This window comes from Dialister sp. (assembly GCF_047832375.1).
Lineage (GTDB): Bacteria > Bacillota > Negativicutes > Veillonellales > Dialisteraceae > Dialister.
The window spans coordinates 1,061,117-1,087,442 of sequence record NZ_CP181256.1; the positions used below are offsets into that span (position 1 = coordinate 1,061,117).

Genomic DNA, 26,326 nt, shown 5'->3' on the forward strand with positions numbered 1-26,326 from the left:
GCTGATGAAGAACCGGGAGGAGTCCCGCTATGCCCGCATGATCTATGTGGCCATGGCGCTGCTCCTGGTTCTCGGAGCCCGGCTCCTCTGGATGCAGGTGGTGGAAGGAAACTATTATAAAGCGGAAGCCGACGGCAACCGTATCCGGCACCTGCCCCAGCAGGCGGCCCGGGGAGTCATGTACGACAGAAACGGCATCATCATGGCCGGTTCCCGCCCCGCCTACAGCGTCATCATGCCGGTGGAACGGAAAGGAAACAGCCTGCCCGACGATGAACTGTCCCGGCTTTCGGCCCTTTTGAAAATACCGGCAGAAGATATAAAGAAGAAAATAGAAGACAACAAGCTCGCCTTCGGTGCCATTTACCTGGCCAACGATGTGGGCATCGATGTGGCTACCCAGATCGAAGAAAAGAAGGACGATTTCCCGGGTATTGAAATCGAAGTGGACCCGCTCCGGGTGTACCCCTTCGGAGCTGCCGGCGCCCAGGTGCTGGGTTATGTAGGGGAAGCAGGACCCGATGACCGGGATGCCAACGGCAATCCCTATACCACCGCCACCCTCGTAGGCCGGTCGGGACTGGAAAGGCAGTACAACCAGTTCCTGGAAGGGAAGAACGGTTCCAAGACCGTAGAAGTCAACGCCTCCGGCCAGCCGGTGCGTTACGTGGAAGGCACTCCTTCGGTGTCCGGCAACAATGTACGGCTCACCCTGGATGCCCACCTGCAGAAGGCGGCGGAAGACGCCATCGATAAGCAGACCCGGGTTCTTGCCCATTCCGGCATGTTTCCTACCGGCGCTTCGGCGGTGGCCATTGATCCCAATACGGGAGCAGTCCTGGCCATGGTAAGCTGGCCCAGCTATGATCCGAACCGGTTCAGCAAGGGCATTTCCTCCAAGGACTGGAACGATATCATCAATAACAAGAACCATCCCATGCAGAACCGCGTCATTTCGGCCATGTATCCTCCGGGGTCCCTGTTCAAGGTCATTACGGGCTCTGCCGCCCTGGAAGCAAAGGTCACCACCCCGGATGAGCGGATTTTCGACAGCGGGAAACACTGGCTCGTTGATAAAAGAAACTCCGAAGGCGAAGCCTTCGGGTGGATCAATTTCTACGAAGCCATTGAAAAATCGGATAACGTGTACTTCTATGAAATGGGCCGTCGCACGGGCATTGACCGGATTTCCGCCATGGCCCGGGAATATGGCCTCGGCAAGCCTACGGGCATCGACCTGGCAGGGGAAGCGGAAGGCAATGTGGCCAGCGAAGAATACAAGAAGAAAGTATTCAAACAGGACTGGTACCTGGGGGAAACCATGGATGCCGCCATCGGCCAGAGCTTTACCCTGACCACGCCTCTCCAGATGGCCATGGTCTACGCCTCCATCGCCAACGGCGGTTTCCGGTACCAGCCGTACCTGGTGAACCGCATCGATAAGCTGGACGGCACGCCGCTGAAGATTTATTCTCCCAACAAAGTGGGCACCCTTCCTGTGTCCAAGGCCACTTTGGACGCCATTCACCAGGGGCTCCGCATGGTTATGAGCACCAATGGTACCGGCGGCGCCCAGTTTTCTCGGTATCCCATCGCCCTGGCCGGCAAGTCCGGCACCGCCGAAACGAATGGCCTCGATAACGGCTGGTTCGTAGCCTACGGGCCCTATGACAAGCCGGAAATCGTGGTGCTTTCCATGTTCGAGCACAGCGGCTTCGGCTCTGAGTCCGCAGCGCCGGTGGTCAAGGAAATCATGGATGCCTGGTTCCACCTGGGGGACTATGCACCGGGAAAAAATCCGGACAGTAAGAATACGAAGCAGGGAGGTAAGGAATAATGGCTTCCATCATAGCCACCGCTTCCGGCAAGGGAGGCGTAGGAAAGACACTCATCACCGCTGCCATGGGGATCGCCCTTTCCCGGCAGGGGAAGAAGGTACTCCTCATTGACGGGGACATGGGACTCAGGAACATGGACCTCATCCTTGGCCTGGAAAACGACTGCCTCTACAATATCTGCGACCTCGCCGATGGCCGATGCTTCATGGAAGACGCCATCGTTCCGGCGGGGAAGGATCTCGATTTCCTGCCCTCCTCCCAGGAAGTGTCCTGGGAGACCGTATTCCCTGCGGCCATGGACATGGTGCTGGAAGATATCCATAGAAAGTACGACTATATTTTCATCGACTGCCCGGCGGGCATGGGAAAGGGCGTGGAGACCGCATTCCACCTGGCCGAGAAAATTCTGGTGGTGGTGGCGCCGTCCTGGGCTTCCAAACGAAGCGCGGACCACCTGGTCACCATGATCGAAAGGGGGAAGGACTATGCCTTCCTCCTGAACCAGTTCACCGAAAACCACCGGGCTTCCCTTTCTTTTGATGATATTTATGATACATTGGACCCCGAGCTCTTTGGCGGGGTCATTCCCTATTCCATCCACGCCGACCGGCTGGCCCATGAAGGAGAACTGATGAAGTTCAGGGAAAAGGGGGCCTTTGGGAAATCCCTTTCCTATGTACTCCGGACGATCCTGGAAAAGAAAGAATTTCCCCTGTCCCGGTGGGAGAGCTTCCTGACATTGGGGGACAGGGAAAACGAAAAAGAAATGGCAGGGAAATCGCCTGCTGAAAAATCGGGTTCCACCGGTCTCACCTGGCATTCCGGGAGCCGGTCCTACCGCTGGCAAAGGAGGAGATAGATTCCATGAACCTTATACGTTACTGGCGCCGCATCGACAGTACCCTGCTCCTTACGGTGCTGGGGCTGGCGGTGGTGTCGCTCCTGATTATAGCCAGTGCCACCCACGCCAACATTCCTGACCATCCGGGACAGTTTGATTTCGTCCTGAAACAGGGCATCTTCCTCATCGGCGGCCTCATCATCGCCGGGGGATCCCTGTACTTTGATTACCGTAAATTGTACCGGTTCGTGCCGGCTCTCTATGTACTGAATGCCATCATGCTGCTGGTGGTTAAATTTGCAGGCACCAGCGCCCTGGGCGCCCAGCGGTGGATCCAGATCGGACCCTTTACCCTGCAGCCTTCGGAATTTGCAAAGCTCATCATGATTATCTGCCTGGCCCGGCTCCTGTCCAACAATAAGACCGGCTACCGTACCTGGAAGAGCCTTATCCCTGTGGCGGGACTCATGGCCCTTCCTACGCTCCTCATTTTCATCCAGCCGGACCTGGGCACCAGCCTTGTCTTTGCGGCCATTACCTTCGGCATGCTCTACATCTGCGGTCTCAATATGAAACTGGTGAAGAAGGCCCTCATCGGATTTGTGGTCATTTTCCCGCTCATCTGGTTCTTCGTGCTTCACAGCTACCAGAAGATGCGAATCCTCGTGCTCTTCAACCCCAGTGTGGACCCCTATGGATCCGGGTACCACGTGATCCAGTCGAAGATTTCCATCGGCAGCGGCGGCTTCGTGGGACAGGGCCTCTTCGCAGGCACCCAGAGCCAGCTGAATTTCCTGCCTGAAAACCATACGGACTTCATCTTTTCCGTTATCGGGGAGGAACTGGGATTTATCGGCGCCATTTTCGTGCTGTTCCTGTACTTTATCCTCCTCTATCGGACCCTCATGATTTCCCGGTCCTCCGGAGATTCCTTCGGCAGCCTCCTGGCCTGCGGCATTTTCTCCATGTGGCTTTTCCAGATTTTTATCAACGTGGGAATGACCCTGGGCATCATGCCGGTTACCGGTATTCCACTGCCCTTCATGAGTTACGGCGGCAGTGCGCTCCTCATGAACCTTCTCTGCGTAGGACTATTGATGAATATTTATTTACGCCGTAAAAAGCTGATGTTTGATTAGAGCAGTCTGCTGAATTGTTACCAATGAGATCGGGTGGGATAGAGGCTTTTAGAGGCTTTGCCAGCTGGTAAAAGTGGCTGAGGGGAAGGTGGCGGCGCTAATGAGATCGAGGTCGAGACCGAGATCAAGGATTGCAGCGGCTAAGCCGCAGATGAAAATCCCACAATCCTTTTCATTCTACAGCCCACTTACCACAACTCGTCATCTCGAGCGGTGGCAGCATGCAATATGACTCTATCCGTAAGAATCGCTACAGCTTCGAGGAGTCGAGAGATCTCTCTGGTAAATGCCTGTGACGGGGTTGCAGCTCCGGTGGTTCTGTAAAGAGCCCTGTATTCCCGAAGGCAAGAAAGATTTCTCCACTCCTCTAAGCTTCAGGGGCATTAAATGATAGAGTCTTCAGTCCTGTGTACCACCGGTCGAAATGACGGGGTGAGGGGGAGACAACCTTTCTATAGAGGCTACCGTTAAACCCGTGCCCCCTTAGAGAAGGGGGCAGCCCAAAGGGCAGGGGATGGATCCGCCTCGGAGAGGCGGGATAAGAAGGAATGGCTACGTCCTGCGGATAAGGCTGTGACTCCATCATGGCTAAGGTTGCCGCCTGGGCTCAAGGAAGAATTATGGATTTGGGCCTGCGGCCTTTGTTTCCTCCAATCCATCCTGCGGCTTTGCCGCGGCCCTTCTCTAAGGGCCTGCGTGGGTACGGATTTTCTTACATGGAGTGATTATTTCGCTCCGGTGACTCTGCCCGCCAACCCGCACTCTTTCTCTAAGGCTGCATGCCTGGGATTAGTCTCACATATAGTTTTATAATAATCAGGATGTTGGATTATCCCAAATATACCTGAGCCCCATCACCGGTCATAACGCATTCCCATGGCCGCTTGAATGGCGGCGTCCGTAAGATATTTTATTATTTTTGAAAACTGCTATTAGGAGTAACCATGAACCCTGTAAAAATTGATCCCGTGTGGCTGATGCATATCCAGAAGCCTGCCCGCTATATCGGCGGCGAATGGAACAGCGTAGTAAAGGACCATGACAGCGTGGATGTGAAAGTGGCATTGGCCTTCCCCGACGTCTACGAAGTGGCCATGAGCCACCTGGGACTGAAAATTATTTATTCCGTCCTCAACAAAAGGGAGGACACCCTGGCAGAACGGGTCTACGCCCCCTGGGTGGATATGGAAGCCCTCATGCGGGAAAAGCATATCCCCCTGTACGCCCTGGAATCGAAGATGCCGGTGAAGGACTTCGACGTCCTGGGCTTTACCATGCCATTCGAAATGTGCTACACCAATATTCTGAACATGCTGGACCTTTCCGGCATCCCGCTCCTGGCTGAAGACAGGACGGAAGAGGACCCCATCGTCATTTCCGGCGGCCCCTGCGTGTACAATGCGGAGCCTGTGGCGGATTTCTTTGACGTCTTCTTTATCGGGGAGTCGGAAGAGTCCATCTGTGAAATGGCGGATCTCGTGAAGGCCTGGAAACAGGAAGGAAAGCCGGGGGGACGGAAGGAAATCATCCACCGCATGGCCTCTACCAGAGGATGCTACGTGCCCTCCCTCTACAGGGCTTCCTACTATGAAGACGGCCGGTTCCGCTCCATTGCTCCCACTGACGAGGCGGCCCAGTTCCCCGTGGAAAAGCGGCTGATTCCTGACTTTGACAAGGTCCTGGTGGACGACAAACCCATCCTGCCCCACATTGAAATCGTCCACGACCGGGCGGTGCTGGAAATGTTCCGTGGCTGCAGCCGGGGATGCCGGTTCTGCCAGGCCGGCATGATTTATCGGCCGGTCCGTGAAAAGAGCGAAGACAAACTGCAGGAAATCGCGGATACCTTGATCCGGAATACGGGGTACAATGAGATTTCCCTCATGTCCCTGTCTTCCGCCGACTATTCCTGCCTGCCGGAACTGGTGGACCACCTGCTGGAAACATTCAAAGACCGCCGTGTTTCCGTGAGCCTGCCCTCCCTACGGGTGGATTCTTTCTCCATCGACATTGCAAAGAAAGTGCAGCAGGTCAGAAAGAGCGGCCTCACCCTGGCGCCGGAAGCAGGCACCCAGCGGCTCCGGGACGTCATCAATAAGGGCGTTACGGAAGAAGACATTATGGGAGCCTGCACCAATGCTTTCAAAAATGGATGGAGCCGGGTGAAACTGTACTTCATGATGGGCCTTCCTACGGAAACGGACGAAGACCTGAAGGGCATTTCGGACCTGGCGAAGAGAATCAATGAACTGTACCACACCATCCGCGGCCGTTACGGCTGCCGCATCACCGTCAGCGTGGCCAGCTTCGTACCGAAGCCCTTCACCCCTTTCCAGTGGTGGCCCCAGGCCAGCGTAGAAGAAATCGAGAGAAAGCAGCAGTACCTGAAGAGCCTTTTCAAAGACGAAAGACACATTAAATTCGCCTACCACGACGCCAAGACCGGACGGCTGGAAGCGGTGCTGGCCCGGGGGGACCGGCAGCTGTCCAAAGTCATCCTGAAGGCCTGGGAAAAAGGATGCAAGTACGACAGCTGGACCGAATTCTTCGACTACGACAAATGGATGGAAGCCTTTGAAGAATGTAACGTGGACCCGGACCTTTACGCCAGCCGGGAGAGAGACGAATACGAACCGGAACCCTGGGACCACATCGACTGCGGCGTATCGAAGGACTACCTCCGGAAAGAATGGCGTCTGGCCCAGCGGGGCGTGCTCACCCATGACTGCCGCCACTTTGCCTGCAACGGCTGCGCTGTCTGCCCGGTGCTGGACGTGAAACCCATAGATCATAAAGAGGAGAATGCACATGAAAAGGCTGTTTTTGTCTATCACGAAAGGTGAGGAACTTCGTTTCCTGGGCCACCTGGATTTCCTTCGCACCATGGAACGGGCGGTCATGCGCTCCGAGATTCCCGTGGCCTTCTCCGAAGGATTCAATCCCCACATGAAACTGTCCCTGGACTCCGCCCTGGGGGTGGGGGTGACGGCGGATCCCCTGTACCTGGAAATCCGGTTGGAAAAGGATATGCCCCTGGACGAAGTGAAGGAGCGGCTTTCCCGTCAGCTTCCCAGGGGAATCATTATCCACTCCATGGTGGAAGCGGCGCCGGAATGGCCGAAATTTGTGGCGGTTTTCAATGAAGACGCCTACGAAATGGAAGGCCCCACAGTAGAAGGGGCCGATGAAAGTACATTCCGGGAAGCGGAAAGGTCCCTGGCAGAATTCAATGGCCTTTCCTCCTTCCTCTATAAGCGGGTGACACCGAAGAAGGTACGGGAAATGGATGTGAAAACCATGATCCTGGAACCCATGAAAGTGCGGTTTACCCAAAACCGGGCGTACCTCACCTTTTCCCTTATCCGCAGCCAGACCGGCACCGTGCAGCCCAAGGACATCTGGAAGCTCCTGGCCGAGTCTTTCCATATGCCTTGGACGCCGGGAGAATTTATCTGCTCCCGTACCGGCACCTACCGCCGGCTGGACGGAAAACGGATGACTCTGGAGGATCCCGGGGTTTTTGAAGGATTACTGAAAGGAAAGTAAGATGAAAGAGCTTCTTCTTCACTGCCGGCCCCAGCAGACGGTACTGGCCCTCCTGGAGGATGGCAGGCTGGAAGACCTGTCCGTGGAAAGGGCGGGAGAAGAGAATATCGTAGGCCGGGTATATAAAGGCATTATCCGGAACGTGGTGCCCTCGCTGAATGGCCTTTTCGTGGATATCGGTATCGGCCGGAATGCCTTCCTTCGGACAAAGGACATCATTTCCGGGAAGGAGCCCCACACCGAAGGGGCTGCCGTACTGGTGCAGGTGGAAAAGGACTCCACCGAATCCAAGGGCCCCCTGGTGACGGAGAAGGTCAGCTTTGCCGGCACCTATGCCGTGGCTCTCATGGGCACCGGATACATCGGCATTTCCAAGAAAATCCGGGACGAAAAGAAACGGGATTTCCTCCGCCGCCATGCGAAGGCCATCTGTCCCGCCGGTATGGGCCTCGTGGTCCGCACCGCCGCCGAGGCGGCAGGGGAGGAGGATTTCAAAAAAGACCTGGCCTCCCTTGCCCGTCTCATGGAGGTGGTGGAGAAGCGGTATGCCCTGGAAAAAGGGCCGGCCCTCCTCTACCGGGACGGAGACCTGGCGGTGAAGAGCCTCAGGGATTACACGGGAAGGGGCATCGACCGGCTCTTGGTGGACGATCGGGATACCTTCCTCCGTCTGTCCCGGATGGCGGAGGAAGAAAGTCTCTGTGACCCGGAAAAGGTGGTCTTCTACGATGAAAGGGAGCCCCTCTTTGCCCATTTCCATGTGGAAGAACAGATGCACCAGCTCTTTGACCGGGTGGTGTCCCTTCCTTCCGGCGGGTCTTTATATATCGACTACACCGAAGCGTTGACGGTGATCGACGTGAACTCCGGCTCCTTCCGGGGGAAAGGCATGCCCCACGACCAGCTGGCCTTCCTCATCAATAAGGCGGCAGCCTATGAAATCGCAAGGCAGATCCGCCTACGGGGCATCGGCGGCATGATTATGGTGGACTTCATCGACATGGCGAAGAAAGAGGAAAAGGAGGAGCTCATCCGCATCCTCCAGGCCGCTGTCCGGAATGACCGGGCAAAGACCGTTGTCTGTGGGATGACTTCCCTGGGCCTCGTGGAAATGACGAGAAAGCGCACCACCCAGCGGCTCTGGCAGTACTACTTCGATCCCTGCCCCCTGTGCCACGGCACGGGCCACATCCTCTCCGCCGCCGCTGCAGCGGACCGGATTCTGGAGGACCTGGAAAACCGGAGGGCCCGGGGACCATTCAGGGGGGACCTGGAAATCACCGCCAACCCCGACGTGGCAGCAGCCCTTGGAAAGGAACCGTTCAAAGAACGGCTGGAAAAAACAGTGGGCAAAGAGGCGGCGGTGAAAGAAAATCCCGCCTTTACCCGGGAAACATACACCATACTTTCTGTATAAAGGAGAAAACCATGGTTACAGCAATTCATTCAGATAAAGACTTAGACAGGGAATTCGTGGAAAAGAAGGGGTACGTGCTCCTGGAACTGGGAGCTTCCTGGTGCCGTCCCTGCAAAGTGATGCAGCCCGCCTTTGAAGGGGTGGAAGGGGAGTTCAAAGGACAAGTCCGCCTCTGCACCATCGACGTGGACGAACAGGAAGAAATGGCCGAACGCTTCGGCATCCTGGGCACCCCCACCTTTATCTTCTACAAAGACGGCAAAGAACTGGGCCGGATCATCGGATACCGGCAGAAGAATAAATTCTATGAAGATATAGCGAAGATGATGAAGGAATAAAAAAGGCGCCGACCCCCTGGGGGACGGCGCCTTTTAAATTGGAATGTGGATGCGCGTGGGTGAGAAAGTGCGGAGCTTTAAGCCGGCAGCTGGAAGCCCTGTACCTTTGCGTACACATAGCCACCTGTCACCCGGCCCAAAGGGCCTGTCCAGCCCAAGGGTGGAAGGCTCAAGGCTCCGTTCCATTCGCACGGCGCTCAGCCATAGGAAATCAGAGCCAAAGACGCTATTTTCGTCGAGTAGACGGAATCAGATTTCTCTGTCCGCCCCTCACGGAACCGTACGTGCGGTTTTCCCGCATACGGCTCTTCAAATAGTCTTTTCAATTCCATATCTGCACCATGATTCTTGGAGGGGATACATGTTCCGCCCATATTTCGCGAAACTTTTCCCATCCTAAGCTCTTACGTTGGCTTCTCTTATTCAGATATTTATGTGTCATGTACTTGGTAAACCGTACAAAGCCGGATATTCCTTCATAGTTTCCATTAACACCGTAATAACTGTAGTGCCCTCTGAGCTTTGCATTGAGATGGTCCACCATTTCGTGTACTGGCATATGCATATTTGCTTTCAGCCATTCCTTGACATTCTTCTTCTTTGTTTTCAGTTTCTTCTTGCTAGAGCGCACGCCAAGTCGGTATGTTCCGGTCCGAGTCCGAGTATCATAGAACGTGAAGCCAAGAAAGTCAAATTCCTTGCCTCCCTCGCTATTTCTCCCAATGGGCAGTATCCGTGTCTTGTCTTTAGCAAGCTCAAGGCTATATCTGTCCAGTCTCTTTCCCAACACATCATAGACCTTTCGTGCATCCTCTTCGTATTCGAAGAGAACGAGAAAATCATCTGCATATCTGACATAGTACATTTCACCTTTCATACGAGGCTTTACAGTCTCCATCATCCAGGTATCCAGCACGTAGTGCAGATATACGTTGGCCAGTATGGGCGATATAAGCCCGCCCTGCGGCGTTCCTTTATCGCTCTCATAATATTTGCCTTCTTCCATAATCCCGCTTTTAAGAAATCTGACGGTGTACCGCAGAAAATTCTTGTCGGCTATGTCTCGGCTCAGGAATTCCATGAGCTGCTTTTGGTCCACGTTGTCAAAGAATCCTTTGATGTCTGCTTCCAATACCCAGTTCACGTTTCCTCGCATAATGGCCCGGTCAATCACACGGATTACGTCATGAGCACTCCGTTTCGGTCTGAATCCAAAGGAACAGTCCAGAAATCTTGGCTCGTAAACGGCTTCCAGTAAGTAAGCCATGACATACTGTACCAGCCTGTCTTCATAAGCCGGTATTCCCAATGGACGGCGTTTGCCATTTCCTTTTGGTATATATACCCTCTTTACTGGTTTGGGCCTGTACTGGAATTTCTTCATGGATTCCACCAGTTTACTGATGTTTTCCGTGACATTCCTGTCATAATCTTCCCTACTGACTCCATCAACTCCTGTAGCCTTGCCTTTTCTCTGTTTGAGATGGGCCGCATACAGTGTTTCTGCATTGACTCGATGCATCAGCCCTTCCACTCTTTCGTGGCCTGCTGATAGGAATCTAATCTCTTGTACATGTTTTGGCATTCTTTTGCAACCTCTTGTGTCTGAATGTTCTGCACAATAAGCACAACTATTTGCTGTTCCCTTCGCTCCATCCGCTTTCACAGACTTCCTTACTACTATGGAACAGTCCGACTCCTGCCGAAGTATTTGGGTCTCTCCTCTTCGTAGGATTCAATTCCCATACCTTGCGGACCTCGGCAGGTCTCCCAGGTACATACATAGTATCTTGCACACTCGCCATGCCCTTGGACCCCGGTGGCACCTGCATGTTTCTCGCTTAACGAACCATGCATTACAGTCTGCGTCCATCGAGAGAGAATCGACTGCCACTCATCATCGTTACGGGGCTGAATAAGCTTCACACTCACGGAGTCACCGCTTTGCATTACGGCTCTTGTGCTCCCCTGTCTACGCTTAGACTGCAACCTCACGATTGCAATCCCAAGACTAGGTACCAGCTGCCTGCTAAGCTTTGCTGGGTCATGGACTTGCACCACGGCTATACTATGTACGCCGAACTGGCGCACCTCGACCTCGATCTTTTATTTGCACATGCTTGGTGAAAAGAAAGATGAGTCGAGAGATCTCCGAGATCAATGGTTATGACGGCGTTACAACTCACATGGTTTTGTAAAAGCACTGTATTCTCACATGCAAGAAATATTTTTCCACTCCTCTAAGCTTAAGGGGCTTTGAACAATAGAGTCGTCAGTCCTGTGTACACCGGACGCAATGACGGGATATGGGTAGAGACAATCAGAGGAAAGGATTTCTATTTGAGACCATGACTCAATGGCCATTGAGAAGGTGAGTCCAGTAGCGAGATTGAGCTGGTCAGTGGCGAGGCCGCGAATTGCCTTGGCCTCGATTGTAATCACAATTCTCGCGCAGTGACACACCGCTTGAATTTCAGATATTGTAAACTATATTCATATGGAAGGCTCAGGACTTTTGGATAGCTCATTCTTTTGCCACTTTGATAATCAGTCCAGGACTTGGGGAAATTTCGGCCTCTGACCTTGCACTGGCGCCTGATTCACTGGATAAATTCCCGTATCTCATGGACACAGGACCTTCCTGGTGTTGTTTTATTTTTATACGAACAGAGTCGATTTGGCAGTAGTTCACATTCCCGCAAAAAACTGATAAAATAAGTAGCAAATAGATTATGGGAGGGGTAGTAATGGATGATCTGGTGATTGTAGACTGCCAGTACGATTTCATCGATGGTACACTGGCCTGTGGCCACAGCCATGAGGCGGTGAAGGAGCTGGTGGATTTCATGAACAGCCACGAGGTGCGGGCTCTGTATACGTCGGACTGGCACAGTGAGACCAATGGGTCCTTTAAGGTGAACGGGGGCATCTGGCCCGTTCACTGCGTGGCAGGGACGAAGGGGGCGGAGCTGGATCCCGCTTTCACGAAGGACGTGAAGGAACCGGCCAACCGGCCGTCTCCGAAGAACCGGTTCCTGAAGGGCCGGGATGACAAAGTGGAGGAGTACTCCGCCTTTAACGGTAAGAATGAAGAAGGAAAATCGTTGGGGGATGTGGCTTCTTCCCATGTGTACGTGGGAGGCATTGCGTCGGAGTACTGCGTGAAGGAAACGGTGCTGTCCCTCCTGAAGTCCGGACGGATGGTGACGGTCCTGGTGAAGGGCCTTGGCTATGTGTCGAAGGAGGACCACAGGAAGGCGCTGGAGGAGATGGAGAAGATGGGGGTTGTGCTGGAGGGCCGGGGCTAGGGCTAGGTCTAGGTCTAGGTAGTTAGCCGCTTCGCGGCGGGGTCGGTCCTATTGGATGAATGGCGGTGGGGCTGGTAGACGTCAGACGGTCAGATGTCAGACTGGCCAGGCTGCGGCGCTTGTGTGGCCAGACAGCATGCGACCAGGTGGGGCCTTGAGTCTTGGGCTGGTCAGCCGCTTCGCGGCGGAGGTATGTGGCTGGGTGTCCTTCGAACGTGCGGGGGCTTCTAGCTGCTGGCTCTTAGCTTCTAGAAAAGCTAAGAGCCTACGGCATGAGAAGTTATCGGTCGAACAATTGTTGTGCCGTAGGCTGTTGAGATTTCCTGGCTGCTAGTAGCTAGAAGCTGGAAGCCCCTATACGGCCGCACGCCAGCCAGCCATACAGAAGGAGGTTTCATGGGAGAACTGACGGTGAAGGATGTGGGGGAATTTGGCCTCATCCGCCGTATTATGCATGATTTCATTTACCGGCCGGAGCTGGTGAAGGTGGGACCCGGGGATGACGGGGCGGTGTACGCGGCGCCGCCCGGCTTTGACCAGGTCATTTCCACGGACACCATGGTGGAGGGCATCCATTTCACGAAGGAAACCATGGGGCCCTCGGACGTGGGGTACCACCTGGGAGCCTCCAATTTCAGCGACATGGCGGCCATGGGGGCGGAGGCTTCGGGTTTTGTGCTTTCCATAGCCCTTCCCGATGACCTGCCCCTTTCCTGGGTGGAGTCCTTCTATGGGGGCCTTCGGAGCTGCTGCCGGAAGTACCGGGTGAACCTCCTGGGCGGCGATGTGACCGGGTCCCCCGGCGGCGTCATCGTGACGGGCACGGTGATCGGCATGGTGCCTTCGGGAAAGGCGGTGACGCGAAGCGGCGCCCGGGAGGGGGATGTGGTCTTTGTGACGGAAACCATAGGGGATTCGGCGGCAGGGCTCTATGCCCTTCTACACGGTAGGGCCTCCGATTTCCCGGGCCTCGTAAGGCGGCACCGGCGGCCGGAGCCCCAGATCAGAGCGGGGATCCTCCTCCGGGACCACGGGGCCCATGCGCTGAATGATATTTCCGACGGCCTGTCCCGGGAGCTCAATGAAATCGCAGCAGCGTCGGAAGTGGAAATAGAAATCGATCCTTCGAAAATTCCCATTTCCGGGGAAGCCCGGAGGCTGGCGGAGGAGGTCCATGTGAATCCCCTGGACTGGGCTTTCAACGGGGGAGAAGATTATGAGCTGGTCGGGTCCCTTTCTCCCGCCGATTTTGATACAATAAGAGAGGAATGTGCTGTGCGTGCCATCGGCAGGGTTGTCAGGAAGCCGGGCCGCGGGGTATATATAAGGAAGGGCAAGGAAAGAGCCATTTTGGAAGTTCACGGATTTGATCATTTTGAAAAGTGATGGAGGCAAACTATGTATACGCTGGTAGTAATTCGCCATGGGGAAAGTGAATGGAATAAGAAAAACCTGTTCTGCGGCTGGACGGATGTGGAACTTTCAGAAAAGGGCTTCGAAGAAGCAAAGCAGGCGGGGCAGCTCCTGAAGAAGGAGGGCTTCACCTTCGACCGCTGCTATACGTCGGTGCTGAAGCGGGCCATCCATACGGCCTATACCGTGCTGGATGAGATGGATCTCGTATGGATTCCGGTGGAAAAGAACTATCACCTGAATGAACGGCACTACGGGGCCCTCCAGGGTCTGAACAAGACGGAAACCGCCGATAAGTACGGGGAAAAGCAGGTGCTCCAGTGGCGCCGGTCCTACGACGTCCGTCCGCCGGCCCTTGCGGAGGATGACCCCAGAAATCCGGTGAACCAGGCGCCTTACCAGAAAATCAAGGACACCGTGAAGCTGCCGCTGACGGAATGCCTGAAGGATACGGTGGCCCGGGTGGCTCCCTATTTCGATGAGGTCATCCGCCCCCGGATCGAAGCGGGAGACCGGGTGCTCATCGCCGCCCACGGTAACTCCATCCGGGCTCTCCGGAAGCACCTGGAAGGGATCTCGGACAGCGATATCGCCGGCATGAACGTGCCCACCGGCATTCCCCTGGTGTACCACCTGAATGAGGACTTCACGGTGCACGATGTGTCCTACCTGGGAGACCAGGATGCCATTGCGGCCAAGATCAACGCGGTGAAGAACCAGTCGAACTGCTCGAAGAAATGAGAATGAGGTGAAAAGCGGCTGCGCTTGTGAAAGCGGGCTATGACTACGTCAGGGCAGTGACTGCGTCAAGGCTGTGTCCTGCGGCCAGGGCGAAGGCTGCCGCCTGGGCTTAAGGAAGGATATTATATAATTTTTGCGGCGCTATATGATTTGTGCGCCGCACCTTTCCTGGCCGCAGGCCGCTGCCCGGCGAGGCCTATTCAACCTTATGCCCCATTCATTCGCATGGGGTACATTCCCAATATATTAGAAAGAAGGATATACAACAATGGATGAATCACCGATACTGGTGATGGAAGGTGGTGCCATGCGGGGCCTGTTTACGGCAGGCGTGCTGGATGCTTTCATGGACCACCATTTTTATTTTCCAAAGGTCGTAGGTATCTCTGCAGGCACCCTGCAGGGGCTGGGATATCTGTCCCGGCAGTGCGGCCGCAGTGTGCGGGTAAATTCTACCTATGCCGCGGATCCCCGGTACATGGGGGTGCGGCATATAATTCACGGGGGCTCCTTCTTCAACTTTGATTTCATGTTTGGGGAGCTGGCCCATGAGGCGGATCCCTTTGATGAGGAAACCTTTACCCATGCGAAGGAAGAGCTCTACGCGGTGATCACGGACTGCCGGGACGGGAAGCCCCATTTCGTTTCTTCCCACAACAGGAAGTGGGAGGACTATGTGAAGGTCTGCGAGGCCAGCTGTTCCATCCCCCTGGTGTCAAAGCCGGTGCCCATAGAAGGAAATTCCTACGTAGACGGCGGGGTGGGACTGCCACTGGTGCCGCTGCCGGAGGAAATCCCCTTTTCCCATGGAAAAATTGTATATATCCTGACCCGGGATATCACATATAGAAAAAAGCCGGTGCCCTTCTGGCTCCACGGACTCCTGAACCGGGTGTACGGGAAGAAGTTCCCCGCCGTGGTGGAAGGCATGTGTTCCATTCCGGAGCGGTACAATAAAAAGGTGGACCGGGTGATCGAGCTGGAAAAGGAAGGAAAGGTCTTCGTGATCCGGCCGGAAAAGCCGGTCACCGTGACCCGGATCGAAAGGGATGCCGGAAAGCTCCGGGCCCTCCACGGCGAAGGGTACCGCATCGGTATGGACCGTTTTGATGAAATGATGAGGTGGCTTCATGACAAATGAAATATCCATGACCACAAAAAGCGAAAAGGAAACCATGGATTTCGGTGAATTCCTGGGAGCACACGGGGTGGATGGCCTTTTCATCGCACTCACCGGGGACCTGGGAGCCGGGAAGACCCACTTTGTCCAGGGCCTGGCAAAGGGCATGGGCATCGAAGGGGTGGTGGGAAGTCCTACCTTTACCATCATGAACTACTACGATGGCCCCATTCCTTTAAAGCATTTTGATTTCTACCGCCTCCACAGCGAAGAGGACCTGTGGAATATCGGGTGGGAAGAATACGGCGCCGGCGGCGTGGTGGTGGTGGAATGGGCGGACATGTTTCCTTCCCTCATTCCGGAGGAGGCCATCCATATCCACATCACCCTTTCCGGCGAAAATGAAAGAAATATCCGGATTTCCTGGAGCGATGAAGCGCCGAAATCCATTGTAAAGGAGATACAGAATTATGCTCTTGGCCATTGATACGTCCTCCCTGGTACTGAGCTGTGCTCTGGCAGAAGAGGACCGGCTCATTGCGGAGTGGACGGTGCAGAGGAAACTGACCCATTCGGAACAGCTCATTCCCCACATGGATGAGATGATCAAAGAAGCGGGGGTTTCGAAGAAAGAAATATCCGCCATCGCCGTATCCATCGGCCCTGGATCCTTCACGGGACTCCGCATCGGCCTGGCCACGGCGAAGATGGCATCCTACATCTGGAAGGTGCCCCTGATCGGTGTGGATACACTGGAAGCGCTGGCATGGAATATGGCAGGGTCCCAGGCCTTCGTGCTGCCCCTCCTCGATGCCCAGCGGGGGAACGTGTACGCTGCCCTCTACGGCGCCTTCGACGAACTGTGGCAGGAAGAGAAGGAAGAGGCAGCCCCCATTGACGAAGTCATCGAGGCGGCCCTCCGCCACGGCGGCCCCATCATTGCGGTGGGGGAATGCGCCGATAAATATAAGGATAAACTCGTCGTTGCGGGCATCAAGCTGGCGCCGCCCCATAACCGGCTGGCCCGGGCTGGGAGCGTGGCCCTGGCGGGGCTGAAGAAGCTGGCAGAAGGGAAGACGGACGATCCCCTCCGGATTCTTCCCAATTATATAAGGAGAAGCGAGGCGGAGGTACTGTGGGAGAAACGGCACGGGAAATCATGATCGAGAAAGCCGATACCTCCCATGTCCACGACATCTTTGAAATCGGGAAGCTCTGCTTTTCCGACGCCTGGCGGGAGGAGACGGTGCTCCACGATATGGAGGGCCCCCAGAGCGAGTATTTCATCGCCACGGTGGACGGGCAGACCGCAGGGTACGGCTGCTTCTGGTTCGTCCTGGATGAAGGGCAGCTGGTGAATATCGGCGTGCGCCCGGAGTTCCGGCGCCTGGGCATAGGAGCCCTCCTCCTGGAGGCGGGGCTTGCGGAATGCAGGGAAAGGGGGATGAAAACCCTGTTCCTGGAAGTCCGCACAAGCAATGAAAAGGCGCAGAACCTGTATAAGAAATACGGATTTCAGGTACTGGGCCTCCGGAAGGGGGTCTATGAGCTTCCAAAGGAAGATGGGTATATTATGCAGGTGGAGGTTAATTGAGATCGAGACCGAGATCGAGATCGAGTGGGTCAGCCGCTCTGCGGCGGGTATTGTGTGACCAGGTGTCGTGCGAACGGGTAGGGGCTTCTAGCTGCTAGCCTCTAGGAAAGCTGGTCTGCCTGAGGCAGAAAAGAAAGATTTGAGAATTGAGTGAAGAGAATTGAGGTCCAGGGGCTTCGCCGCATCCATCCTGCGGCTTTGCCGCGGCCCTTCTCCAAGGGCCTGCATGATTGGGAAAGATTTGAGATTTGAGGAAAGAGAATTGAGGTCCTGCGGCAGAGCCGCGAAAATCTGCATACTATTGGTTGACTTACATATTGAAAATAACGGTAAGCAAGTGCCCCCTTAGAGAAGGGGGCAGCCCGAAGGGCGGGGGATGGATCCGCCTCGAAGAGGCGGGTTCTGCGAAGCAGATTGCGGTATCTATTTGCAGCAAAGCTGCGAAATCAGAATATATATTGCGGCGCTTTCCCATTTGTGCGCCGCCACCACCACTCCTCACTCCTCACTCCTCACTCCTCACTCCTCACTCCTCACTCCTCACTCCTCACTCCTCACTCCTCACTCCTCACTCCTCACTCCTCACTCCTCACTCCTCACTCCTCACTCCTCACTTCTCACTTAATTGAGGTCCAGCGGCTTCGCCGCATCCATCCTGCGGCTTTGCCGCGGCCCTTCTCCAAGGGCCTGCATGGTTGGGGAAAGAGTTGAGAGTTGAGATTTGAGAGTTGAGGTCCAGCGGCTTTGCCGCGGCCCTTCTCTAAGGGCCTGCATGCTCAGGGGATGTGTCACATACAGAAAATATCGGTAATCACGTGCCCCCTTGGAGAAGGGCGGGGGATGGATCCGCAGAGCCGTTCAGGATGGCAGAGAAGCTCTGTATTCCCGAAAGCAAGAAAGATTTCTCGACTCCTCGAAGCTGTAGCGATTTTTGACTGTTTCTGCATGCAGTGTGTTTACCACCGGAGGAAGCGTGTCACTGGATTCTCAGTCGCCTGCGGCTCCCTGCGAATCCAGTTCCCTTGCCACCGCTCGAAATGACGGGAACCGGCAGTTTTGTACTTCATGCATGCCGTCTTCCTTGATGCATCTCTTTTGTTTCAGCCAAACGGGATGGATCCGCCTTTTGGAGCAGGTTCTGCGAAGCAGACTGTGGTATCTAGTTGCAGCAAAGCTGCGAAATCAGAATATATATTGCGGCGCTTTCCCGTTTGTGCGCCGCCACCTGAACTGGCCCCCTTGTCAAGGACACAATTAAAAGTGTAGTTTGAACCCCAAAGAGGGGCACCTGCTCACGTCCACCCTGACATTGCCACGCATTGGCGCCGTATAGGCTCCAGCACAAGTGCCTGTGCTGGTTTGCCTCATTTGCTACGGTATTTGCCCAAATAAGCTCCCAATAACGGCATCTACGGCCAGCTCGCAAGGATCCCTGGTAATTTCAGGAGGAGCGGGCACGTAGGGGACGTCCAAAGGGTATTTTCCGGTAGTTACGAAATTGTAGAATTCATTTGGGGAAAGCTTTGCCAGATTCCACTGGTAGCGACGGTTATTGTAATAGTCAATATAATCATCAATGATGGTTTTCACCTCCTCGAAGCTGGTAGCAACGGCCAACTTGTCTCTGATGCAGTCCTTCATGTGGCCAAAGAAACTTTCCTGTGGTGCATTGTCCCAGCAGTTTCCTCTTCTTGACATAGACCGGCGAAGGTTACTTTTTCGAAGAATATCGACAAAATCATAGCTTGTATAGTGGCTGCCCTGATCTGAATGGATAATGGTCATTGTATTCAATGCTATAGGGTGGTCCCGTAGTAGAGCTTTGACTGTATCTAGTACAAAGTCAACCTCCAGGGAATCGCTGACCACGTAGGCCAGAATCTGCTTGGTAAAGGCATCCAAAATAGTAGATAAGTAGGCAAAAATTCCATTGTATGGCAGGTAGGTAATGTCCGTCAGTAGAACCGTTCTGGGGCCAAATTCCTCAAACCGTCTCTTCAACAGGTTTGCAACCACATTTCCTGTCTGCAAATCCCGCAGAATCTTTCTTCGTGGGTTCAGCTTTCTGAGAGGGCATATGAGATTGTACTTGTTCATCAGCCGTAAAACTTTCTTCCGGTTCATAATGATCGGCGGGGTCATATGCAGCAGGGTCATATGGATTTCCCGGGCCCCCCTTGGGATATCCATCCATGTTGTATGCACGCAGAATGAGGTCAAAGTCCCGACGGTCTCTTTCTTCACGGGCTGCACGGAGTGGTGCGGCGTTCAGCCATGCATAGTATCCGCTGCGGGAGACACCGGCTATATTGCAGAGATCTTTGATGTTGAGCCGATTCCCCGACGCCTGCGTAGTTTCGTAGATGATTTCAAATATACTGGAGGAGTCATTCATGAGCACTGCACCTATTTTCTCGAAATCCCTACAGATGTAATTTTTTTTAAAAACTCCACCTGTTGCTGCAGGTATTCCACCCTGCTTTCGAGACGGCTTAGAGGATCTTGCCCGCTGACGGCCGCCGGGCCTTTGGAGGGGCCCGGCGGCTTGCGCCCCTCGTGGAATTCGCCGTATTTGGCGTACTCATCCTTGATGTGCTGAGTAATACTCCAAATCCTTCTCTGCCCAATGACGTCGGCTGAAAAGCCATGGTGCTTCAGAATGTCCCTTGGCAATGCGCCCTTTTGGTACTCGGCATAGAATTTTTCTTTGAAACTCTTAGTCAGCATCAATGTTGACCTTGTAACGCTGAAAACGTTGGGGTTCAGGATTAAATCGGCTATCTGTTTGTCGGTAAATAGTTGTTTGCTCATGTGCATCCTCCTTGAAATGATGTAGATTGAGCATACCATAGGCACCGAGGTTGTGTCTAACAGGCCGGACCATGGTTGGCGCGCCATCCAGACCTGCGTCACGCCTAAAGGCGCCTGGAGTGGGGAGGAAAACTGTGAGGACGTGTCCAAAATATGGGGGCCTCACTTTCGGACGTGTCCACTCCTCGGGATCCAGTTTAACCACCACTCCTCACTCCTCACTCCTCACTCCTCACTTATTTCCCCATTTTGTTATTCCCCAATGCTTTCCCAAACATAAGGAGTATTATGAAAATATTATCATTTGAATCGAGCTGTGATGAAACATCCTGTGCGGTCATCGAAGACGGGCGTCATATCCTGTCTGATGTCATTTCTACCCAGGTGCCGATTCATAAGAAATTCGGCGGCGTGGTTCCGGAAATCGCGTCCCGCCACCATATAGAAGATGTACTGCCGGTGGCCATTGAAGCACTGGACCAGGCAGGGGCGGACTGGAAGGACATGGATGCCATTGCCGTCACCCAGGGCCCCGGCCTCGTGGGAGCCCTTCTCGTAGGGGTGGCAGCGGCGAAAGCGGCGGCCTGGGCACTGGATAAGCCCCTCATTGCGGTGAACCATATGGAGGGCCATATTTTTGCAAACCTTCTCCAGTATCCGGACCTGGAGCCCCCTTTCCTGTCTCTCGTCGTTTCCGGCGGCCATACCATGATCGTCATCGTGAAGGACTACAATACCTTCCAGCTCCTGGGGCAGACCAGGGACGACGCAGCAGGAGAAGCCTTCGATAAGATTGCCCGGGTCATGGGGTATCCCTATCCCGGAGGACCCCATATCGACCGGCTGGCGCAGGAAGGAAATCCCGATGCCATTACATTCCCCATGGGCCTCGGGAAAGAGCATACCTTTGATTTCTCCTTCAGCGGGTTGAAATCGGCGGTCATCAATTACCTGAATACCGCGAAAATGAAGAAGGAAGAGGTCAATTATAAAGATGTGGCTGCTTCCTTCCAGAAAGCAGTGGTGGAGGTGCTCGTGGAGAAGGCCATGAAGGCGGCAGAGAAAACGGGGTATAAGACCATTGCCCTCGCCGGCGGCGTGGCTGCGAACAGCGGCCTTCGGAAGGCACTGAAGGCGGCCTGTGATGAGCGGGGTATCCGCATGTGCCGCCCGGATCCGGTGCTCTGCACGGACAACGGCGCCATGATCGGCTGCCGTGCCTACTACATGGCCCAGGCCGGTGATTTCGCTCCCATGAACCTGAACGCCGACCCGAGACTGCCGTTCCTGGCGGACCAGGTGAAGTTATAAGAGAAAGGCCATAGCCTCAGGGCCGCAAGCCCTTTATATACATCCAAGGAGGCATTCATGCAAACCCGTGGAATTGAAATGAGCCAGCTCTATACGCTGGTGAGAGATACGACGAACCTGACCGATGTGCAGGCGAAGATCCTGGACCACATGCAGGTGGCCCTGCAGCTGGCTTCGGACATATCGAGAAACCAGGTCTACCTTTGCGCCAGGGGAAAGAATGAAGACCTTTCCGTCATCCTTACGGCGGTGAAGCCCTCCTATACCCATGGATCCACATTTTTCCGGTCCGGCGATACGAGACAGGTGGAGGACCTGGCCATCATCGACAACGTCTTTGCCACCGGTCGGAAAGTGGTGGGCCGCATGGCCCTGGACCAGGGCCTCACGGTGGCGGTGACGGCTTACCCCATCGTGGATAATGCGGGTCTCCCTTTTGCGGTGGTGTGTTTCATTTCGAACTCCCTGAAGCAGCAGCAGGTCCTCACGGATACGGCGAACCTGGCGCTCCAGGTGCCCTTTGACATGGATACGTACTACAGCATCCGCCCCCAGGACGGGGTGATTATCCTGGATGCCATGGGACGCATCATCTATGCCAACGACATGGCAGACGATCTCTATTTCGTACTGGACAAGGAGGCCGTGGAGAAGAGGGAAATCATAGGACACACCATCGTCCATTTCCCCCTGGTGGACCAGGTCATGAAGACCGGAAAGCCGGCCTACGGCGATGAGGTGTCAGAGAATGTGACCCTCTCCGCCTGGGGGCTTCCCATCATTTCCGGTGGCAAAGTGGCCCGGACGGTGCTGGTGCTGACGGACGTCACCGCCATCCGGGAAAAGGAGCGGCAGATCCTGGTGAAGGATTCGGTGATCAAGGAAATCCACCATCGGGTGAAGAACAGTCTCAATACCATTGCCGGTATGCTCCGCATGCAGGCAAGGCGGGCCAGGGACGAGGACACGAAGGAAGCCCTCCGCCGGGCGGTGAGCCGGATTCTCGGGATTTCCCAGATCCATGACATCCTGGCCAGCCAGAGCGGCGACCGCATCGACATGGATATCCTTCTGGACAAGATTACGAGTCTTTCCGTGAGCAGCCTGGCCCTGAGTCCGGTGAACGTGGTGCGGGAAAAATCGGGGCGGTCCCTCATTGTGGACTCCGAAAAGGCGGTGCCCCTGGCTATTGCGGCAAACGAGCTCATCCATAATGCCATTGACCATGGGTTCCGGGACCTGCCGAAGGGTACCCTCATTGTGGGGACGGAAATCAGGGGCAGCGACCTTCATGTGTATATCAAAAACAACGGTCATCCCCTGCCCGATGATTTCAGCACGAAAACATTTGACCTGGGGCTCCAGATCGTACGAAACCTTTCGGAAATTGAACTGAAAGGCCGGTTTACTTTAAAAAATGAAGAGGGCCTGGTGGTGGCAGACATTTACTGCCCCCTGGCCGTGATGGAGGGGTAAGGGAATATGGCAGAAAAATACAGGATTGTCATTGCCGATGATGAAGCGCTCATCTGCATGGATTTGCGGGAAATGCTGGAAGAAGCGGGCCACGAAGTGGTGGGCGTAGGTTCCGATGGGGTGGAAGCCCTGAACCTGGTGAAAGAAAAGAAGCCGGACCTGGTCATCCTGGATGTGAAGATGCCCCGGCTCGACGGCCTCCAGGCGGCAAAGATGATTGCCCATGATAACCTGGCGCCGGTGGTGCTTCTTACGGCCTTCGGAGATGAAGACATGATTGAAAAGGCGAAGAAATCCATGGTCTTCGGTTATGTCATGAAGCCTGTGGAGGAAAGGACCCTGTTCCCCGCCATCCAGATCGCCGTGAGCCAGTACCGGCAGAAGCGGGATATGGTGGACCGGGTGAAGGATATGGAACGGGAACTGGCGGCCCGCAAAATCGTGGACCGGGCCAAAGGGCTCCTCATGGATTATTACCATATCACCGAGCAGGATGCGTACCGCCGGATGCAGCAGACCAGTATGAAGCGGGGCCTTCCCATAGCCGAAGTGGCCCAGCGTGTGGTCAAAGAAATCATGGCGAGGAAGAATAAGTAAGCAGGGCCGGAGGCCCTGCTTAGATCGAGGCCGAGGTCGAGATCGAGGGGAATAGCGCCTTTGGCGCTGCAGACCTAGACCTAGATCTAGATCTAGATGGTCAGCCTGCGGCGCTTATGTGGCTGAGTGTACGTACATACGGATGGGGGCTTTGAGCCTTCAGCCTTGAGCTGAAAAGGCCATGTGGGCCTGATCATCTAGCCACTAGTTACTGATTCGCCGTAGGCTGGCCAGCTTTCCGTGGAGCTAACAGCTAGCAGCTAGAAGCCCCCATTCGTTCGAATGACACTCAGTCACAGGACACCCGCGGCGCAGCCGCAGGACCTCAACTCTCAACTCTCAACTCTCAAATCTCAATTCTCAATTCTATTATTTTCACAAGGAGGATTTATCATGAAATTCACATTTTTAGGACATGCATGCTTTTTCATTGATACGGGCAAAGAGAAGCTCATTTTCGATCCCTTCCTTACGGGGAACAGCCAGGCTTCCATGGCGGCGGAAAATGTGAGATGCGATTATATCCTTCTGTCCCATGCCCACAGTGACCACTTCGGCGATGCCAATGAGATCGCTCTCCGTACGGGGGCCATGGTCATTGCTATTCCGGAAGTAATCGGCCTCTTTGCGAAGTCCCTGTCCAATTTCCAGCCCATGAACCTGGGCGGCACATTCAAGGCGGACTTCGGCACCGTGAAAATGGTGCAGGCCTTCCACAGCTGCGGCGCTGCCGGCGGTATTCCCTGCGGATTTATCATTTCCTTCAAAGACGGCCCCACGGTATATTACTCCGGAGATACAGCACTCTTCGGGGATATGAAACTTTTCGGAGAGCTCTATAATATCGACTACGCCATCCTTCCCATCGGCGACAACTACACCATGGGTCCCGATGACGCCATTCTGGCGGCGAAGTTCCTGAAGGCAAAACATGTGATTCCGGTGCACTACAACACCTGGCCCGTCATTTCCCAGGACGGCGAAGCATTCAAGAAGAAGGCGGCTGAGGAAGGGGTGGACGTCATTCTTGTGCAGCCCGGAGAATCGATTGACCTGTAAAATATGAGGCAGAAAAGCGCTGAAACTGCTGGGCAGCATCAGCGCTTTTGCCTGTTTCCTCAAGGAGAAACCATGAGTAAAGAAGATAAATTTTTCGAATCCCTCCGTGAATTTGCGGCCTATGCGGCACAGGCAGGGGCGGCTATGAATGATACCGCCGAGGGCAGGAAAGACCCTTCCGAAGGCTATAAGGAAGCGGGGGCTATGAAGAGAAACTGCCGGGATACCTTTGGCAGGCTCACGGAGAAAATGTACAAAGCCTACAAGAATCCCTCGGAGCTGGATGCGGTGCGGGGAATCATAGCCAAAATTTACCATTCCGTGGATATCCTGAAGGATGTCCTTTCCCACATGGACATTGTGGAAGTGGGGGAAATACCGGAAGAACTGCCTCTCATGAGCCGCCTCGTATCGGCGTCACTGGAGGAAATGAAGAAAACCCTGGACTATACGGTGGACGTGGAAGACAACTATATGAAGATGGAAGCCCGGTGCCGGAGAATCTACACCTACGAAGAGCGGGGGGACCAGTGCTACCGGCAGATCATGAAGAGACTCTACGGCGGAGAAGAGGATGTGAAGTACCTGGTGTACTGGAAGGAAATCTTCGATGGGCTGGAGGAAGTCCTGGACTCCACCGCCGGCATGGTGCCGCTGCTGCAGAAGATTGTGACACATTATTAAGAAAAGGCAGCGGCCTGCAGCCGGGGCTCTGCCCTATGGGCAAGGCTGTGGCCTGAAGGCCAGGGCAAAGGCTGCCGCCTGGGCTTAAGGAAGGAATATGGATTCAGGCCTGCGGCCTTTTTCCTTCCAATCCATCCTGCGGCTTTGCCGCGGCCCTTCTCCAAGGGCCTGCATGGTTGGGGAAAGAGTTGAGATTTGAGAGTTGAGGTCCAGCGGCTTCGCCGCAAAAAGCTGCATGCTATTGGTTATCTCACGTATTAAGGAAATTGGTAATCACGTGCCCCCCCTTGGAGATGGAAGTGCTTCGGCCGGGCTCTAAGGTGCTCGCTTAATGTGCAGGTTTTGCTCGCAAAAAAGCCCGGCTTGGGCATCCTATGCAGGATGCCCACATAGGACTTCCAAGTTTGGCCTGAATACAAAAGGCGCTTAGCCTGCCCATAAAAGCGCCTTCCTTATAGGCCAAACGGCGGCAGCCCGAAGGGCGGGGGATGGATCCGCCTCAAAGAGGCGGAATCTGCGAGGCAGGGACCAAAGCAGAATTGAGAATTGAGTGAAGAGAATTGAGGTCCGGCGGCGTTGCCGCATCCATCCTGCGGCTTTGCCGCGGCCCTTCTCCAAGGGCCTGCATACTGGTGGGATATCTCACAATGGACGTTAACTTTTCTATCAGGGTTTTCGTCAAATGCGCTCCCCCTTGGAGAGGGCGGGGGATGGATCCGGCTCAAAGAGGCGAAATCTGCGTAGCAGGTTAAAGTTAGCTGATGGAAGCGCCGCAGGTGGATTCCCTCAGCCTCAATCCCGATTTCGATCTTCCCATTCCCCAGGGCCTGTTCCACTGATGATTCAAATTTCACAAATATCTATTGGATTTTTGTGAAAAATTTTGTATAATAAGGTTACATGGAGAAAATGCCATGGGTCAGGTGCAGCCTGACGGTCCAATTGATGATTATTTCCCTGATTATCAATTCGGCTGCGGATGGTCATACTCCTCAATGACTGTCGTGCACAGAAAAGCGGTTTCGGCCGCTTTTTTTGTTGCTTTCTGCAGCAGCCCCATCCATACGCATGGGGTATACTGCTGAGTATACGG

At 54.6% G+C, this 26,326-nt stretch carries 22 protein-coding genes; 19 read left to right on the forward strand and 3 right to left on the reverse strand.

The window, feature by feature from the left end; translation table 11 throughout:
• Positions 1 to 4 precede the first annotated feature (4 nt).
• The 7 genes from mrdA (at position 5) to ACFWUL_RS04385 (ending at position 9,119) form a co-directional block, all read left to right on the forward strand.
• Positions 5 to 1,837: a penicillin-binding protein 2 gene (mrdA, locus tag ACFWUL_RS04355; protein ID WP_297023062.1), complete on the forward strand. Its 1,833-nt coding sequence runs from the start codon at positions 5 to 7 to the stop codon at positions 1,835 to 1,837.
• Positions 1,837 to 2,697: an AAA family ATPase gene (locus tag ACFWUL_RS04360; RefSeq protein WP_416177917.1), complete on the forward strand. Its 861-nt coding sequence runs from the start codon at positions 1,837 to 1,839 to the stop codon at positions 2,695 to 2,697. Before mrdA ends, ACFWUL_RS04360 begins: the two co-directional genes overlap by 1 nt.
• 5 nt (positions 2,698 to 2,702) lie before the next feature.
• Complete coding sequence (gene rodA, locus ACFWUL_RS04365; protein ID WP_297023039.1) at positions 2,703 to 3,818, forward strand: rod shape-determining protein RodA; 1,116 nt, start codon at positions 2,703 to 2,705, stop codon at positions 3,816 to 3,818.
• 944 nt (positions 3,819 to 4,762) lie between these two features.
• Positions 4,763 to 6,661 (forward strand): TIGR03960 family B12-binding radical SAM protein, encoded by a 1,899-nt coding sequence (locus ACFWUL_RS04370; RefSeq protein ID WP_416177918.1) that lies wholly within the window; start codon positions 4,763 to 4,765, stop codon positions 6,659 to 6,661.
• Positions 6,627 to 7,364 carry a TIGR03936 family radical SAM-associated protein gene (locus ACFWUL_RS04375; protein WP_297023035.1) on the forward strand — a complete coding sequence of 246 codons (738 nt, stop codon included), beginning with the start codon at positions 6,627 to 6,629 and terminating at the stop codon, positions 7,362 to 7,364. The genes ACFWUL_RS04370 and ACFWUL_RS04375 overlap by 35 nt, the downstream gene beginning before the upstream one ends.
• Position 7,365: 1 nt before the next feature.
• On the forward strand, positions 7,366 to 8,781 hold the full coding sequence (locus ACFWUL_RS04380) for an Rne/Rng family ribonuclease (protein ID WP_416177919.1): 1,416 nt from the start codon (positions 7,366 to 7,368) through the stop codon (positions 8,779 to 8,781).
• An 11-nt stretch (positions 8,782 to 8,792) separates the two neighbouring features.
• Positions 8,793 to 9,119, forward strand: coding sequence for a thioredoxin family protein (locus ACFWUL_RS04385; protein WP_297023030.1), 327 nt, complete (start codon positions 8,793 to 8,795; stop codon positions 9,117 to 9,119).
• A 322-nt stretch (positions 9,120 to 9,441) separates the two neighbouring features.
• Here the strand turns inward: ACFWUL_RS04385 and ltrA are convergent, their stop codons facing one another.
• On the reverse strand, positions 9,442 to 10,704 hold the full coding sequence (gene ltrA, locus ACFWUL_RS04390; protein WP_416176787.1) for a group II intron reverse transcriptase/maturase: 1,263 nt from the start codon (positions 10,702 to 10,704) through the stop codon (positions 9,442 to 9,444).
• Positions 10,705 to 11,866: 1,162 nt separating this feature from the next.
• Between ltrA and ACFWUL_RS04395 the strand changes: the two genes are divergently transcribed.
• The 7 genes from ACFWUL_RS04395 to rimI all read left to right on the forward strand — a co-directional run bounded on the left by ACFWUL_RS04395 (position 11,867) and on the right by rimI (position 17,295).
• The gene (locus tag ACFWUL_RS04395) at positions 11,867 to 12,427 is read left to right on the forward strand and encodes an isochorismatase family protein (protein ID WP_416177920.1); all 561 of its coding nucleotides are present in this window, start codon (positions 11,867 to 11,869) and stop codon (positions 12,425 to 12,427) included.
• A 396-nt stretch (positions 12,428 to 12,823) separates the two neighbouring features.
• A complete protein-coding gene (thiL, locus tag ACFWUL_RS04400; RefSeq protein WP_416177921.1) occupies positions 12,824 to 13,813 on the forward strand; it encodes a thiamine-phosphate kinase in 990 nt (329 codons plus the stop codon).
• A gap of 12 nt (positions 13,814 to 13,825) precedes the next feature.
• Positions 13,826 to 14,581 (forward strand): 2,3-diphosphoglycerate-dependent phosphoglycerate mutase, encoded by a 756-nt coding sequence (gene gpmA, locus ACFWUL_RS04405; protein WP_416177922.1) that lies wholly within the window; start codon positions 13,826 to 13,828, stop codon positions 14,579 to 14,581.
• A 268-nt stretch (positions 14,582 to 14,849) separates the two neighbouring features.
• On the forward strand, positions 14,850 to 15,722 hold the full coding sequence (locus ACFWUL_RS04410; RefSeq protein WP_416177923.1) for a patatin-like phospholipase family protein: 873 nt from the start codon (positions 14,850 to 14,852) through the stop codon (positions 15,720 to 15,722).
• On the forward strand, positions 15,712 to 16,188 hold the full coding sequence (gene tsaE / locus ACFWUL_RS04415; protein ID WP_416177924.1) for a tRNA (adenosine(37)-N6)-threonylcarbamoyltransferase complex ATPase subunit type 1 TsaE: 477 nt from the start codon (positions 15,712 to 15,714) through the stop codon (positions 16,186 to 16,188). Before ACFWUL_RS04410 ends, tsaE begins: the two co-directional genes overlap by 11 nt.
• Positions 16,172 to 16,864, forward strand: coding sequence for a tRNA (adenosine(37)-N6)-threonylcarbamoyltransferase complex dimerization subunit type 1 TsaB (gene tsaB / locus ACFWUL_RS04420; RefSeq protein ID WP_297023017.1), 693 nt, complete (start codon positions 16,172 to 16,174; stop codon positions 16,862 to 16,864). Before tsaE ends, tsaB begins: the two co-directional genes overlap by 17 nt.
• The gene (rimI, locus tag ACFWUL_RS04425) at positions 16,837 to 17,295 is read left to right on the forward strand and encodes a ribosomal protein S18-alanine N-acetyltransferase (protein ID WP_297023016.1); all 459 of its coding nucleotides are present in this window, start codon (positions 16,837 to 16,839) and stop codon (positions 17,293 to 17,295) included. Before tsaB ends, rimI begins: the two co-directional genes overlap by 28 nt.
• Positions 17,296 to 18,666: 1,371 nt before the next feature.
• Here the strand turns inward: rimI and ACFWUL_RS04430 are convergent.
• Positions 18,667 to 19,500 carry an IS3 family transposase gene (locus ACFWUL_RS04430; protein WP_416177925.1) on the reverse strand — a complete coding sequence of 278 codons (834 nt, stop codon included), beginning with the start codon at positions 19,498 to 19,500 and terminating at the stop codon, positions 18,667 to 18,669.
• A 201-nt stretch (positions 19,501 to 19,701) separates the two neighbouring features.
• On the reverse strand, positions 19,702 to 20,106 hold the full coding sequence (locus ACFWUL_RS04435; RefSeq protein WP_416176806.1) for an HTH domain-containing protein: 405 nt from the start codon (positions 20,104 to 20,106) through the stop codon (positions 19,702 to 19,704).
• 288 nt (positions 20,107 to 20,394) lie between these two features.
• Here ACFWUL_RS04435 and tsaD point away from each other — a divergent pair, with 288 nt between their 5' ends.
• The 5 genes from tsaD (at position 20,395) to ACFWUL_RS04460 (ending at position 25,233) form a co-directional block, all read left to right on the forward strand.
• Positions 20,395 to 21,417 (forward strand): tRNA (adenosine(37)-N6)-threonylcarbamoyltransferase complex transferase subunit TsaD, encoded by a 1,023-nt coding sequence (gene tsaD / locus ACFWUL_RS04440; RefSeq protein ID WP_297020347.1) that lies wholly within the window; start codon positions 20,395 to 20,397, stop codon positions 21,415 to 21,417.
• Positions 21,418 to 21,474: 57 nt separating this feature from the next.
• Positions 21,475 to 22,893: a histidine kinase N-terminal domain-containing protein gene (locus ACFWUL_RS04445; protein ID WP_297020344.1), complete on the forward strand. Its 1,419-nt coding sequence runs from the start codon at positions 21,475 to 21,477 to the stop codon at positions 22,891 to 22,893.
• Positions 22,894 to 22,899: 6 nt separating this feature from the next.
• Positions 22,900 to 23,490, forward strand: a complete 591-nt coding sequence (locus tag ACFWUL_RS04450; RefSeq protein ID WP_297020340.1) for an ANTAR domain-containing response regulator — start codon at positions 22,900 to 22,902, stop codon at positions 23,488 to 23,490.
• A gap of 393 nt (positions 23,491 to 23,883) precedes the next feature.
• Entirely contained in the window at positions 23,884 to 24,549 is a 666-nt protein-coding gene (locus ACFWUL_RS04455; RefSeq protein WP_297020337.1) for a metal-dependent hydrolase, read from the forward strand.
• Positions 24,550 to 24,621: 72 nt separating this feature from the next.
• A complete protein-coding gene (locus ACFWUL_RS04460; protein ID WP_297020334.1) occupies positions 24,622 to 25,233 on the forward strand; it encodes a DUF47 domain-containing protein in 612 nt (203 codons plus the stop codon).
• The last annotated feature ends 1,093 nt before the right edge of the window (positions 25,234 to 26,326 follow it).

Coding starts and splice junctions, on each gene's coding strand:
- mrdA (WP_297023062.1), top strand. CDS start 5: ATGAAGAACCGGGAGGAGTCCCGCTATGCCCGCATGATCTATGTGGCC.
- ACFWUL_RS04360 (WP_416177917.1), top strand. CDS start 1,837: ATGGCTTCCATCATAGCCACCGCTTCCGGCAAGGGAGGCGTAGGAAAG.
- rodA (WP_297023039.1), top strand. CDS start 2,703: ATGAACCTTATACGTTACTGGCGCCGCATCGACAGTACCCTGCTCCTT.
- ACFWUL_RS04370 (WP_416177918.1), top strand. CDS start 4,763: ATGAACCCTGTAAAAATTGATCCCGTGTGGCTGATGCATATCCAGAAG.
- ACFWUL_RS04375 (WP_297023035.1), top strand. CDS start 6,627: ATGAAAAGGCTGTTTTTGTCTATCACGAAAGGTGAGGAACTTCGTTTC.
- ACFWUL_RS04380 (WP_416177919.1), top strand. CDS start 7,366: ATGAAAGAGCTTCTTCTTCACTGCCGGCCCCAGCAGACGGTACTGGCC.
- ACFWUL_RS04385 (WP_297023030.1), top strand. CDS start 8,793: ATGGTTACAGCAATTCATTCAGATAAAGACTTAGACAGGGAATTCGTG.
- ltrA (WP_416176787.1), bottom strand. CDS start 10,704: ATGCCAAAACATGTACAAGAGATTAGATTCCTATCAGCAGGCCACGAA.
- ACFWUL_RS04395 (WP_416177920.1), top strand. CDS start 11,867: ATGGATGATCTGGTGATTGTAGACTGCCAGTACGATTTCATCGATGGT.
- thiL (WP_416177921.1), top strand. CDS start 12,824: ATGGGAGAACTGACGGTGAAGGATGTGGGGGAATTTGGCCTCATCCGC.
- gpmA (WP_416177922.1), top strand. CDS start 13,826: ATGTATACGCTGGTAGTAATTCGCCATGGGGAAAGTGAATGGAATAAG.
- ACFWUL_RS04410 (WP_416177923.1), top strand. CDS start 14,850: ATGGATGAATCACCGATACTGGTGATGGAAGGTGGTGCCATGCGGGGC.
- tsaE (WP_416177924.1), top strand. CDS start 15,712: ATGACAAATGAAATATCCATGACCACAAAAAGCGAAAAGGAAACCATG.
- tsaB (WP_297023017.1), top strand. CDS start 16,172: ATGCTCTTGGCCATTGATACGTCCTCCCTGGTACTGAGCTGTGCTCTG.
- ACFWUL_RS04435 (WP_416176806.1), bottom strand. CDS start 20,106: ATGAGCAAACAACTATTTACCGACAAACAGATAGCCGATTTAATCCTG.
- tsaD (WP_297020347.1), top strand. CDS start 20,395: ATGAAAATATTATCATTTGAATCGAGCTGTGATGAAACATCCTGTGCG.
- ACFWUL_RS04445 (WP_297020344.1), top strand. CDS start 21,475: ATGCAAACCCGTGGAATTGAAATGAGCCAGCTCTATACGCTGGTGAGA.
- ACFWUL_RS04450 (WP_297020340.1), top strand. CDS start 22,900: ATGGCAGAAAAATACAGGATTGTCATTGCCGATGATGAAGCGCTCATC.
- ACFWUL_RS04455 (WP_297020337.1), top strand. CDS start 23,884: ATGAAATTCACATTTTTAGGACATGCATGCTTTTTCATTGATACGGGC.
- ACFWUL_RS04460 (WP_297020334.1), top strand. CDS start 24,622: ATGAGTAAAGAAGATAAATTTTTCGAATCCCTCCGTGAATTTGCGGCC.